Below are 12,374 nucleotides of genomic sequence, written 5' to 3' on the forward strand. Positions count from 1 at the left end.
CTCGCTGATCAACAGCGCATCAGCAACACGCCCTCAAATGCCCTCGAACGCTCCTTGTCCAAAGCCTACAACTGGTAAGTCACGAGCTTGAAGTCGGGGTCCTCGGGGAACGACTTCACGGTGAAGCCCAGCCGGCGCACCAGCTTCAGCATGTCGGGGTTGTTGGCGAGCACCAAGCCGTCGACTTCCGACAGGCCCCGGTCGCGCGCGACGTCGATGATGCTTTCGAGCAGGCGCGAGCCGATGCCCTTGCCGCTGAACTCGTCGGCCACCACCAGCGAGAACTCGCAACTGGTCTGGTCGGGGTTGGTGACGTAGCGCGACACGCCCACGATGCGCTCGCTGTCGAGAATCGTGCCGTCGGGCGCGTTGCTGCGCTCCATCACCACGGCCACCAGCGCCATCTCGCGGTCGTAGTCGATCAGCGTGAAGCGCGACAGCATCGAGGGCGGCAGCTCGTGGAAGCGCGAGACGAAACGGAACCAGCGGCTCTCGGGCGAGAGGCCCTGCACCAGCGCCTGCAGCATCTGCGCGTCGTTCGGATGCACCGGCCGCACGGTGTAGATGTCGCCGCCCGTGCCGGGCAGCGGCCACTCGCGCCGGTAGCGCGCGGGGTACGGCATGATGGCCAGGTGCTGGTAGCCGCTGCCCACGTGGCCCGCCACCGCCTGCGGGCTGCTGTCGACCACGATGCGCGCATCGACCGAGACCGCGCCATGCTCGTCCACGATGATGGGGTTGATGTCCATCTCGCGCAGCTCGGGCAGCTCGCACACCATCTCCGACACACGCAGCAGCACGTCTTCGAGCGCTTCCATGTTCACCGGATTCGCGCCGCGCCATTCGCCCAGCGTCTCGGCCACGCGCGAGCGCTCGATGAGCCGGTGCGCGAGAAACTGGTTGAGCGGCGGCAGCTCCATCGCGCGGTCGTTCATCAGCTCGATCATGGTGCCGCCCGCGCCGAAGACGATGACCGGGCCGAAGGGCTCGTCGGTCACGAGGCCGACGTAGATCTCGCGGCCGCGCCGCGCCTTCACCATCTTCTGCACCGTCACGCCGTTGATGCGCGCCTCGGGCGCGAGGCGGGCCACGCGCTCCATCATCTCGACGTAGGTGTCGCGCGCGCTGGTGCCGTTCAGCACGTTGAGCGCCACGCCTTCGACGTCGGACTTGTGGCTGATGTCGGGCGAGTCGATCTTCAGCGCCACCGGAAAGCCCAGTTGCGTCGCGATCATCATGGCCTCGTTGGCGCTGCGCGCGAGCAGCGTGCGGGTGATCGGGATGTGGAAGCACGACAGCAGCGACTTCGACTCCATCTCCGTCAGCACCTTGCGCCGTTCGGCCAGCACGCTTTCGATGATGAGACGCGCGCCTTCGATGTCGGGCTTGGCCAGGGCCGAGAGCGGCGGCGGCGTCTGCTGCAGCAACTGCTGGTTTTGATAGAAGGCCGCGATGTTGCCGAAGGCGCCGACGGCCGCCTCGGGCGTGCGGAAGCTCGGAATGGTGGCCTCGGCCAGCACGCCGCGCGCAGGGCCGACGGAGGCGTCGCCCATCCAGCAGGCGAGCAGTGGCTTGTTCATGGGGCGCGGGATGTCGGCGAGGGCGCGCGCCGTGGCGGCCGCATCGACGCCGGCCTTGGGAGAAAAGATGGCCAGCACGCCATCGACCTGGCTGTCGGCCGAGGCAGTGTCGATGGCAGCGCGGTAGTGGGCAGGCGTGGCGTCTTCGGAAAGGTCGATCAGGTCCGTGAGCGTGGCGAGCGGCGGCAGTGCGGGGTGCAGCAGCTTCTGCGCGGGTGCGGAGAGCTTGCCGAGGTCCAGGCCGATCTCGTTGATCCAGTCCGCTGCCAGCACGCCGGGACCGCCGCCGTTGGTGACCACGGCGAGCCGCTTGCCCACCGGGCGGTAGCGCGAGGCCAGGCACTTGGCGGCCGAGAACAGCTCGACGAAGGAGCGAACCCGCACCGCGCCCGCGCGGCGCAGTGCGGCATCGAACACGTCGTCGCTGCCGACGATCGATGCGCTGTGCGTCTGCGCCGCCGCGTTGCCCGCGGGCTTGCGCCCGGCCTTGAGCACCACCACCGGCTTGGCATGCGAGGCCGAACGCAGCGCGCTCATGAAGCGACGCGCGTCCGAAATGCCTTCGAGGTACACGATGATGCTGTGCGTGGCCTGGTCGTTGGCGAGGAAGTCCAGCACCTGGGGAATGTCGACCGACGTATGCGGGCCCAGCGACACCACACTGGAAAAACCGACGCCGTTCTGCCGCGCCCAGTCGAGCATCGAGGCGGTGAGCGCGCCCGATTGCGATACCAGCGCGAGCGGCCCGGCCTTGGCCAGCGGCCCTGCGACGCTGGCGTTCAGGTGCAGCAGCGGGCGTTGGAAGCCCAGCGAGTTGGGCCCGAGCAGGTGCACGCCTTCGCGGCGCGCGATCTTGCGCCACTGGGCCGCCTGTTCAGACGCGATGCCGTTGGAGATGACCACCGCGGCCTTGCAGCCGATGCGCCCGGCGATCTCCAGGGCTGCGGCCACGTCCTGCGGCGCGAGCGCGATGAGGGCGAGGTCGGCATGCGTCTGCGAAAGTTCCTCGAGCGTGCCCTTGGTGCGCACGTCGAGAAAGCGCAGCGTGCCGTCGAAGCGGTCGGCACGGAAGGCTTCGCGCAGCACGCGGCCCGATGCGGTCTGGCCGCCCGGGTCACTGGCGTTGCCGACGAAGGCCACGGCGGAGGCGGGGGCGAAGAGCGGGGTCAGGAAGTGCTTGTCCATGCGCCAAGTTTGCACCTATAGCCCGGGCCTGTCGCCAGCGGCCACGCGGCTCCTGTACACTCCGCCTCCCATGTCGTGCCTCCAACTCCATACCGCATCCACCGCCGTCCGCATGGGCCGGATGATGCCGCCTGCATTCCCGCAGGCAATGGGTGCACGAATGATTACCTCCATTACCACCGCGGCCACCTGAGCACGCGCAGGTGGCCGTTCCGGCAGCCACCTGGTCAATCGCTCTTCTCCCCGAAGGAATGAAAACCCAGCTCTGGCAGCTGGGTTTTTTGTTTGTTCTTTCGTTCGGAGAAGTCCCATGTACCGCGATCCAGTCCTGTCCTTTCAGCCCCTTCACGGTGTTCCCGTGGCCATGCGCCCGCTGCGCGTGGGCATGATCGGCATCGGCACCGTGGGTTCGGGCACCTTCCGCGTGCTGGCCCGCAACCAGGCCGAGATTGCCGGCCGGGCAGGGCGCGGGATCGAGGTGGTGATGGTGGCCGCGCGCAATCTGCCGCGGGCGGCCAGCATCGTGGGCGACGGCGTCCCGCTGACCGATGACCCGATGCACGTCGCCACGCACCCCGACATCGACGTGCTGGTCGAAGTGGCCGGCGGCACCGGCCCGGCGCGCGACTGGGTGCTGGCGGCCATCGCGCACGGCAAGCATGTGGTCACGGCCAACAAGGCGCTGCTGGCGGAGCACGGCGGCGAGATCTTCGCGGCCGCCCGGCAGCACGGCGTGGCGGTGGCCTACGAAGGCGCGGTGGCGGTCAGCATCCCCATCGTGAAGGCGCTGCGCGAAGGGCTCACCGCGAACCGCATCGAGTGGGTGGCGGGAATCATCAACGGCACCACCAATTTCATCCTGAGCAAGATGCGCGACGAGGGTCTGGACTTCGCCGCAGCGCTCGCCGAGGCGCAAGCCCTGGGCTATGCCGAGGCCGACCCGGCCTTCGACATCGAAGGCATCGACGCCGCGCACAAGCTCACGCTGCTCGCCGCCAATGCCTTCGGCTCGCCGGTGCGCTTTGCCGATGTGCAGGTGGAGGGCATCACCGCGCTGCAGGGCGAGGATGTCGCCTCTGCCGAACAGTTGGGCTACCGCATCAAGCTGCTGGGCATCGCGCGCCGTCTGGACGAGGGCATCGAACTGCGCGTACAGCCCGCGCTCGTGCCCGCCGCGCATCTCATGGCGCATGTGAACAGCTCGATGAACGCAGTCATGGTGAAGGGCGATGCGTCGGGCGTGACGATGTACTACGGCGCGGGTGCCGGCTCGGAGCAGACGGCATCGGCCGTGATCGCCGACCTGGTCGACGTGGCGCGCCTCGATGGCACCCATGCCGCGCAGCGCGTGCCGCACCTGGGCTTCCATGCGCACGCCATGAGCGAACTGCCGGTGTTGCCACGCGCGGCCGTGCGGACTTCCCATTACCTGCGCGTCCCCGTGCATTCGGCTAATCAGATCGAAGCGGTTGCGGTCTTGCTGGCTGGACAACAGTTGCCGGTGGAGCAGGTGGTGCTGGCGGCGGAGCGGCCGCAGGCCGGGCCTCAGGTGCTGGTGCTGACGGGGCTGGCGGCGCAAAGCGCGATCGATCTTGCCGTGCATGCGCTGCAGGCGCACCCGGCAGTGAATGGCGCGGTGACGACGTTGCGGGTGGAAGCGCTCGCGGGCTGAGCGTTACCAGGCGTCCGCGCGGCCCTGGAGGGCGCGTTGGGCAAGCAGGAAGGTCGCCGCATTCCAGCTCTGCCCGGCCATGCCCATCGGCGCCAGCGTCTTGCCGTGGAACCATTCGGTGAAGCGCCAGTCGCCGAGCGAATTGACGTGCGCGAGCCGCGCGAGTTCGGCGTGTGCGAGATCGTGCCGGTCCACGTTGGCGAGCGCCATCACCCAGAAGCCGCCGACGAACGGCCAGATGCCGCCGTTGTGGTACTGGTGCACGTCGTTCTGCTGGTGGCGTCCCATGTAGGGCCGCCACAGCTCGTGCTGGCGCGACAGCGGATGCAGCACGACGCGCACCGGGTACGGATCGGCCGCGCGCGAGCTCGCGATGGTGTCGACGATGCGGCCGGCCATCTCGGGTTCGGCGAGGCCAGCCTGGATCGCCAGTGCGTTGCCGAACACATCGCCCTCGTTGCCGACGAACGCGAAGTTGACGAAGCTGAGGTAGAGCGCCGGGTCGCGCCGCCCGCGTCGCGCGTAGTGCCGCAGCAGACGCGCCCGGTGGTATTCGGGCAGGTCGCTCTGGAACGGATTGAACATGTGGTTGAAGTGGTGCCGCGTTTCCTCGGCATGGCCGAGCGCGAAGCGGCGCTTGACGTCGTACCAGAGCGCGTTGCTGTACAGCACGTAGCCCGAGCGCGGCATGATGTCGGCCCAGTCGCTCGCCTCGTTCTGCTGCAGCAGCCGAAAGTGCTGGTGCTCCTGCGCGAGCAGCCAGCCGATGGCGCGGCCCACGCCGTCTTCCCAGTGGGATGCGCCGACCTTGCCGTGGCGGCGCACATGGTCCACCGCGATCAGCCACCACAGCGTGGCGTCGATGCAGCCGAGATACCAGAAGTCCGCATCCTGGCCCTCGGGATCGACGTACTTCGGAATCTGTCCGTTGGCCGCCTGCTGCGCCGCGAGCGCATCGAGGCTCGCGACCGCGCCTTGCTCCAGCGCGGGCACGCCGCTGCCGTACATGGCCATCACGCAGATCGCCGCATCGCGCCCGAAGATGCGCGTGTAGCGCCGCGCCACGGCGGCTTCGGTGCGGCTCGCGGCCAGAATGCCGTGCGGCGTCAGGTTGCTTTCGAGGAGCGCGAGCGAGGCCTGCGAGCAGGCGTCGATCAGCGCGAGCGAATCGGTGTCGGGCATCGTCATGGCAGCGATCGTAGGGGATGCCGCGCGCGGGAGTCCGACGCCCGGGGTGGTTCGGTTCTCACAGCGTTGACTCGTCGTACCCTGCAGGCTCTCGATGCCTGCAAGGCACAAGACAAGAAGACAAGAAGACAGAAAGAAGAAACCATGGCGCGCAAATCCGCCCGCACGTCCCCAAGCACGTCGGCCCGCGGCACCGACCACTTCGTGCGCGTCCGCGGCGCACGCGAACACAACCTGCGCAACGTCGATGTCGACATCCCGCGCGACGCGCTCGTGGTGTTCAGCGGCATCTCCGGCTCGGGCAAGTCGTCGCTGGCCTTCGGCACGCTTTACGCCGAGGCGCAGCGGCGCTACTTCGAATCGGTCGCGCCGTATGCGCGCCGGCTCATCGACCAGGTGGGCGTGCCCGCGGTCGATGCCATCGACGGGCTGCCGCCCGCCGTTGCCCTGCAGCAGCAGCGCGGCACGCCGAGCACGCGCTCGTCGGTGGGCAGCGTCACCACGCTGTCGAGCCTGCTGCGCATGCTCTATTCGCGCGCCGGCGACTATCCGCCGCGCCAGCCGATGCTCTATGCGGAAGACTTCTCGCCGAATACGCCGCAGGGTGCATGCCCGACGTGCCATGGCCTGGGCCGTGTCTTTGAGGTGACCGAGCGCTCGATGGTGCCCGACGACACCCTCAGCATCCGCGAGCGCGCTATCGCCTCGTGGCCGCCCGCCTGGCACGGCCAGAACCTGCGCGATATCCTCGTCACGATGGGCATCGACGTCGACAAGCCGTGGCGCGAGCTGCCGAAGAAAACGCGCGACTGGATCCTCTTCACCGAGGAGCAGCCGACGGTGCCCGTGTACGCCGGCTTCACACCCGCCGAGACCCGCGCAGCGCTGCGCAGCAAGATGGAGCCGAGCTACCAGGGCACCTTCATGGGCGCGCGCAAGTACGTGCTGCACACCTTCGCGACCACGCAGAGCGCGCTCATGAAGAACCGCGTCGCGCGCTTCATGGTGGGCGGCGACTGCCCGGCCTGCAAGGGCAAGCGGCTCAAGCCCGAGGCCTTGTCGGTGCGTTTCGCGGGGCACGACATCGGCGAGATCGCGCGCATGCCGCTCGCCCAGTTCGCCGAGGTTCTGCGGCCGGTGGCGGCGGGCGAGGCGCCCGCATCGCCCAGCCGTGAAGCGAGCCGCAGCGCCTTGCGCGAAAAAGGCGGCGCGCACGCAGCGGCGCCCGACGTGCGCCGCACGCCCAATCAATCGGCGGAAAAGCGCATCGCCGCGCAACGCATCGCTCACGACCTGCTGGAGCGCGTCACGGTGCTGAACGACCTGGGCCTGGGCTACCTCTCGCTGGACCGCAGCACGCCCACGCTGTCTCCCGGCGAACTGCAGCGCCTGCGCCTGGCGACGCAGATTCGCTCGAACCTCTTCGGCGTGGTCTACGTGCTGGACGAACCCTCGGCCGGGCTGCATCCCGCGGACGGCGAAGCGCTGGTTGTGGCGCTCGACACACTCAAGCGCTCGGGCAATTCGCTCTTCGTGGTGGAGCACGATCTCGACCTGATGCGGCGCGCCGACTGGCTGGTGGACGTGGGGCCCGATGCGGGCGAGAAGGGCGGCGTTGTCCTCTACAGCGGCCCGCCCGAGGGGCTGCGGCATGTGAAGGCGTCGCGCACCGCGCGCTACCTGTTCGCACCGCACACGGCGACTTCGCGGATCGTGCGCGCGCCGGCTGCCTGGCTCGCGCTGGAAGACGTCACGCGCAACAACCTGCAGGGCCTGTCGGTGGCGTTTCCGCTCGGGGTGATGACGGCGGTGACCGGTGTCTCGGGCTCGGGCAAGTCCAGTCTGGTGAGCCAGGCGCTGGTCGAACTGGTGGCCGCGCACCTGGGCCACGAGGCGCCGCCGGCCAATGGCGAAACCGACGACGAGCCCGATGCGCAGCCCCGCCTCGCGGGCCGCACCGGCGGCCGCATCGCCGGCGGCATGGAACGCATTCGCCGGCTGGTGCGCGTGGACCAGAAGCCCATCGGGCGCACCCCGCGTTCCAACCTGGCGACCTACACCGGGCTGTTCGACCATGTGCGCAAGCGCTTTGCCGACACCAGGGCGGCCCGCGCGCGTCGCTTCGATGCCGGCCGGTTCTCTTTCAACGTGGCCAAGGGCCGCTGCCCGACCTGCGAGGGCGAGGGCTTCGTGAGCGTCGAGCTGCTCTTCATGCCCAGCGTGTACGCGCCGTGTCCCACCTGCCACGGATCGCGCTTCAACGAACAGACGCTGAAGGTGACGCTGCGCGAGCGCACCATCGCCGATGTGCTGGCCATGACGGTGGAGGAGGCGCATGCCTTCTTCGAAGACGACGGCGCCATCGAACGGCCGCTGCGGCTGCTGAAAGCCATCGGGCTGGGCTACCTGCGCCTCGGGCAGCCCGCGACCGAGCTGTCGGGCGGGGAGGCGCAGCGCATCAAGCTCGCCACCGAGCTGCAGCGCGCGCAGCGCGGCGATGCGCTCTACGTGCTGGACGAGCCGACCACGGGCCTGCATCCATCCGACGTGGACAAGCTGATGGCGCAGCTCGGCGGCCTGGTGGAAGCCGGCAACACCGTCATCGTCGTCGAGCACGAGATGCGGCTGGTCTCCGCCTGCGACTGGGTGATCGATATGGGGCCGGGCGCGGGCAAGGAGGGTGGGCAGGTGGTGGCGAGCGGTACGCCGCATGCGGTGGCGAAGGCCGCGGGGAGCCGGACCGCGCCTTACCTCGCGCGCTGGACGGCACCGGGCGGGGAAGCCGCGCGTTGATCCGCGCGAGGCCCGACTGCGCCTACAAGCAGCCGGGCCCAAGCCCCACGATGGCGCGTGCCTCGACCTGCAGGATGAAGTCTGTTCGATCGAGAGTCGATCGACTTTCTTTCCACCCTCATTCAAGGAGCCACCATGGCAAAAGACCGCACATCCCTGCATCCTGACGATCTCAACCGCGATCCCATCTCCGGCGCGCCCGGCGCGCATCCCGTCGGCACCGGCGTCGGCGCCACGGGCGGTGCCGTGGCGGGTGCCGCGGTCGGCGCGGCCGGCGGCCCGGTGGGCGCTGCGGCGGGCCTTGTCGTCGGCGCGGTGGTCGGCGGACTCGGCGGCAAGGCCGTGGCTGAGCGCGTGAACCCGACCGCCGAGCGCAGCTACTGGGAGAACGCCTACGACCGCGAGCCGTACTACGAGACCGGCCGCACCTACGACGACTACGGTCCGGCCTACGAGCTGGGCTGGTCCAGCCGCAATGCAGCGGTCGATGAGTTCGCCTCGGTCGAACCCTCGCTCGCGCGCGAGTGGGAAACGCGCCGCGGCACTTCGTCGCTCGACTGGGAGCGCGCTCGCCCGGCTTCGCACGCCGCATGGGAACGTGCCGACCGCCTGTATTTCCGCGAGGAAGACACAGCCATTCCCGAAGGCGAGCCGCTGTCGAACGAAGAAGTCGTCGATGTTCTGAACGACCTGCTCGAGAACACGCGAGACGGCGAATACGGTTTCCGCACCTGCGCCGAAGAGGTGGAAGCCGGCCGCTTGAAGGAGGTCTTCGCCTCGCGCGCCGCGCAGTGCCAGGCGGCGGCGAGCCAGCTGGTGGAACTGGTCATCACCTACGGCGGCAAGCCCGCGGAAGGCGGCACCGCCTCGGGCGCCATGCATCGCGGCTGGGTCCATGTGAAGGGTGCCGTGGGTGCGAACAGCGAGCTGTCGATCCTGGAGGAATGCGAGCGCGGCGAAGACGCGGCGGTGGCCCGCTACCGCAAGGCCCTGAAGCGCGCGCTGCCTGCGGGCGTGCGCCAGATCCTGCAGGCACAGGCGCAGGGTGCGCAGCGCAACCATGACCAGATCCGCGACCTGCGCAATGCGGCACGCGCGGCCAAGGCGCGCAGCTGATCCGCGTCGCAACCCGCACATTGCAACCCACAACAAGCGCGGCCTTCGGGCCGCGCTTTTTTTCAGAGCTGAACCGAGAGCACCGAGGCCAGATGCTCCATCGCCTTCTCGTGCAGGGGGCGGTTCTTCCAGTCTTCGAAGGTGATGCGCCTGGATTGCGCGAGGTCGGCCTCGAACTGCACGGTCTCGGCGGCCGCGAAGGCCTCGTCGTAGATGTTGAGGTTGGCTTCGTCGTTCAGCCGGAACGAGCGGTTGTCGAAGTTGGTGGAGCCCACCGACACCAGCAGCCCGTCGACCATGAACACCTTGCAGTGAAACATCGTCGGCTGGTATTCGCTGATTTCCGCACCGGCCTCGAGCAAGGGCCCCCAGCTCGCACGCGATGCGGCGCGCACCGTCTGCGAATCGATGATTGGTCCCGGCGTGATGATGCGCAGCCGCACGCCGCGCCGCATGGCCGCCACCAGCGCGCCAACGGTCAGGTCGTCGGGCACGAAGTACGCGCTCGACAGATCGATGGTCTTGGTCGCCGCCGCGATCGACAGCAGGTACATCAGGTGCATGCTTTCGCTGCCGCCCGAGGGCGAACTGCTGAACACCTGGGCGCGGCCATCGCCCACGGGCGCAAGGCGGGGGAAGTAGCGTTCGCCGTGCAGCACATCGCCCGACACCTTGATCCAGTTGTCCATGAACACCGCCTGCATCTGCGCCACCACCGGCCCTTCGACCTTGTAGTGCGAGTCGCGCCAGTGCTTCGCGTCCTGCGCATGGCCGGTCCATTCGGGCGCAATGCCCACGCCGCCGGTGAAGCCGATGCGCCCGTCCACCACCAGGAGCTTGCGGTGCGTGCGGTTGTTCATGCGGCCGATGTCGTACCAGCTCGGCTTGTGGAAGCGGCGGATCTGCACGCCCGCCGATTCCATTTCCTTGATGAAGTCGTCGTCCACCTTGGCACTGCCCACCCAGTCGAGCAGCACATGCACCGGCACGCCGGCCCGCGCACGCTCCGACAGCGCATCGGCGAACGCACGGCCGATGTCGCCCGACCAGTAGATGTAGGTCTCGAAGGTGATGCTCTCCTTCGCGCCGCGGATGGCCGTGAGCATCGGCGGAAAGATGCGGTCGCCGTTGTAGAGCGCCTCGAAGCGGTTGCCGCCGGCGATCGGCGGGCCGAGCATCACGCCCAGCACGCGCTGGTACTGCGCGTCGTGCAGCGAATACTCGCGGCGGATCTGCTCGTCCAGCTTCTTCTCGCTGCCGCCCAAATTGACCACCAGCAGCGTGGCCGCCACGGTCAAGAGGAAGGTCCAGACGACCGCCTTGAGCGTCCTGCGGTGCCTCACGTCACGTCAGTCCAACTGCCCCGGAGGCGCTGCGCGCTCAATCGATCAACTGCGTCTTGATGGCGTAGTAGGTGAGGTCGCTGTTCGTGGAGAGATTCATCTTCTCCATGAGCCGCGTGCGGTAGGTGCTGATGGTCTTGACCGACAGCGACAGCGCCTCGCCGATGCTGCCCACCGATTCGCCCTTGGCGAGCTTCAGGAACACCTGGAACTCGCGCTCCGACAGGTGCTTGTGCGGCGGCTCGCTGTCCTTGCGTTCCAGCTGGCCGGCCAGCAGCTCGGCCACCGAGGCCGAGATGTAGCGGCGTCCCAGCGCGACGGTGCGGATGGCGTTGGCGATTTCCTCGGGCTCACATTCCTTGTTGAGGTAGCCCGATGCGCCCTGGCGGATCAGGTTGACCGCGTAGTGCTCCTCCGGGTAGCCGCTCAGGATGAGCACGCCCAGTTGCGGCGCCTTGGCGCGCACCATGGCGAGTGCATCGATGCCGCTTTGGCCGGGCATGGAAAGGTCCATCACCAGCACGTCCATGTCCGTGGTGCGGACCATGTCGATCGCCTCGCGGCCGGTGGCGGCTTCGCCGACCACCCGGAAATCCACGAAGGTAGAGAAGAAAGCCTTGAGGCCTGAACGCACGACCGCGTGGTCGTCGACGATGCCGATCTTGATCATGATGGGGCTGCTCCTTCCGCGTGAACACAAAAATGGCCGCGTCTGTCGCGGCGGGGGAACAATGCCACAACAGTGCGTCGTTTCACGACGGCGCATGCAGGTCGAGCGCTTGTCCTGCACGGGAATGCCGTTCAGTCCGCCATGAAGACGCGGCCTGGCGCCGATTCGTGGCACTGCGCCTACAGCGCATGTCCCGCCACGCCGACAGGGCGGTCCCGGATGCTGCAAAAGCATGAAGGCTCTTTTGCGAACCGCGAAGGAATTTTCCGAAGGACCCGAACCATGGCATCCATCACCACCAGAACCCAATCCGATACCGATCCCATCGGCCCGCACGACGACAACCCGCCTTCGCGCGGCAAGCTCGAGCGCGGCGGAACATCCGGCAGCGCCCCGCTGAATTTCGACGACGACGAAATCTATTCGGGCCGCGGCAAGACACGCGACGGCGGCACCACGCACGCCGCCGGAGGCGACAGCGGCAAGGTCGGCCCGCCGGCCGAGCAGCTCTCGGGCACCAATGCACCCAGCGATCCCGCCAACCGAAAGGGGCGGTCATGACACAAGGCACTTCCCCCCTCAACAGCGGCGACGGCTCCCGTCCGACCACGGACGGCACGGTCGACAACATCGGCGGCGGCGAGCGCTTCGTGGCGCCCGACAAGGAAGGCGAGCGCACCGGGCCCCAGCCGCATGAACGTTTCGCCGAGAAGCGCAAGGACGTGGCAGCGAGCAAGAAGGACGATTCGGACGCCTTCCATCTGCACGAGGACCTGGACAGCGAGACCAACGAGGAAAATCCGCCACCCGCGCCCGCTTCCTGAGGC

At 68.4% G+C, this 12,374-nt stretch carries 9 protein-coding genes; 5 read left to right on the forward strand and 4 right to left on the reverse strand.

Going from position 1 to position 12,374, the window contains the following annotated elements:
- Positions 1-65 precede the first annotated feature (65 nt).
- Complete coding sequence (locus VARPA_RS14905) at positions 66-2,765, reverse strand: bifunctional acetate--CoA ligase family protein/GNAT family N-acetyltransferase (protein WP_013541403.1); 2,700 nt, start codon at positions 2,763-2,765, stop codon at positions 66-68.
- 310 nt (positions 2,766-3,075) lie between these two features.
- Between VARPA_RS14905 and VARPA_RS14910 the strand changes: the two genes are divergently transcribed.
- A complete protein-coding gene (locus VARPA_RS14910; protein WP_013541404.1) occupies positions 3,076-4,437 on the forward strand; it encodes a homoserine dehydrogenase in 1,362 nt (453 codons plus the stop codon).
- A gap of 3 nt (positions 4,438-4,440) precedes the next feature.
- Here VARPA_RS14910 and VARPA_RS14915 read toward each other — a convergent pair whose 3' ends face one another.
- Positions 4,441-5,625, reverse strand: a complete 1,185-nt coding sequence (locus VARPA_RS14915) for an amylo-alpha-1,6-glucosidase (RefSeq protein WP_013541405.1) — start codon at positions 5,623-5,625, stop codon at positions 4,441-4,443.
- Positions 5,626-5,769: 144 nt separating this feature from the next.
- Between VARPA_RS14915 and VARPA_RS14920 the strand changes: the two genes are divergently transcribed.
- Positions 5,770-8,418, forward strand: a complete 2,649-nt coding sequence (locus VARPA_RS14920) for an excinuclease ABC subunit UvrA (RefSeq protein ID WP_013541406.1) — start codon at positions 5,770-5,772, stop codon at positions 8,416-8,418.
- A gap of 135 nt (positions 8,419-8,553) precedes the next feature.
- Positions 8,554-9,534, forward strand: coding sequence for a ferritin-like domain-containing protein (locus VARPA_RS14925; RefSeq protein ID WP_013541407.1), 981 nt, complete (start codon positions 8,554-8,556; stop codon positions 9,532-9,534).
- A gap of 62 nt (positions 9,535-9,596) precedes the next feature.
- Here the strand turns inward: VARPA_RS14925 and VARPA_RS14930 are convergent, their stop codons facing one another.
- Together VARPA_RS14930 and VARPA_RS14935 are read right to left on the reverse strand one after the other, a co-directional pair.
- Entirely contained in the window at positions 9,597-10,877 is a 1,281-nt protein-coding gene (locus tag VARPA_RS14930; RefSeq protein ID WP_013541408.1) for a phospholipase D-like domain-containing protein, read from the reverse strand.
- A gap of 37 nt (positions 10,878-10,914) precedes the next feature.
- Positions 10,915-11,547: a response regulator transcription factor gene (locus VARPA_RS14935; protein WP_013541409.1), complete on the reverse strand. Its 633-nt coding sequence runs from the start codon at positions 11,545-11,547 to the stop codon at positions 10,915-10,917.
- A gap of 282 nt (positions 11,548-11,829) precedes the next feature.
- Here VARPA_RS14935 and VARPA_RS14940 point away from each other — a divergent pair, with 282 nt between their 5' ends.
- Both VARPA_RS14940 and VARPA_RS14945 read left to right on the forward strand, forming a co-directional pair.
- On the forward strand, positions 11,830-12,108 hold the full coding sequence (locus tag VARPA_RS14940; RefSeq protein WP_013541410.1) for a hypothetical protein: 279 nt from the start codon (positions 11,830-11,832) through the stop codon (positions 12,106-12,108).
- Positions 12,105-12,371 carry a hypothetical protein gene (locus VARPA_RS14945; protein WP_013541411.1) on the forward strand — a complete coding sequence of 89 codons (267 nt, stop codon included), beginning with the start codon at positions 12,105-12,107 and terminating at the stop codon, positions 12,369-12,371. Before VARPA_RS14940 ends, VARPA_RS14945 begins: the two co-directional genes overlap by 4 nt.
- Positions 12,372-12,374 lie beyond the last annotated feature (3 nt).

It is taken from the genome of Variovorax paradoxus EPS, from assembly GCF_000184745.1.
Lineage (GTDB): Bacteria > Pseudomonadota > Gammaproteobacteria > Burkholderiales > Burkholderiaceae_C > Variovorax > Variovorax paradoxus_C.

Coding starts and splice junctions, on each gene's coding strand:
- VARPA_RS14935 (WP_013541409.1), bottom strand. CDS start 11,547: ATGATCAAGATCGGCATCGTCGACGACCACGCGGTCGTGCGTTCAGGC.
- VARPA_RS14940 (WP_013541410.1), top strand. CDS start 11,830: ATGGCATCCATCACCACCAGAACCCAATCCGATACCGATCCCATCGGC.
- VARPA_RS14945 (WP_013541411.1), top strand. CDS start 12,105: ATGACACAAGGCACTTCCCCCCTCAACAGCGGCGACGGCTCCCGTCCG.
- VARPA_RS14920 (WP_013541406.1), top strand. CDS start 5,770: ATGGCGCGCAAATCCGCCCGCACGTCCCCAAGCACGTCGGCCCGCGGC.
- VARPA_RS14915 (WP_013541405.1), bottom strand. CDS start 5,625: ATGACGATGCCCGACACCGATTCGCTCGCGCTGATCGACGCCTGCTCG.
- VARPA_RS14925 (WP_013541407.1), top strand. CDS start 8,554: ATGGCAAAAGACCGCACATCCCTGCATCCTGACGATCTCAACCGCGAT.
- VARPA_RS14905 (WP_013541403.1), bottom strand. CDS start 2,765: ATGGACAAGCACTTCCTGACCCCGCTCTTCGCCCCCGCCTCCGCCGTG.
- VARPA_RS14910 (WP_013541404.1), top strand. CDS start 3,076: ATGTACCGCGATCCAGTCCTGTCCTTTCAGCCCCTTCACGGTGTTCCC.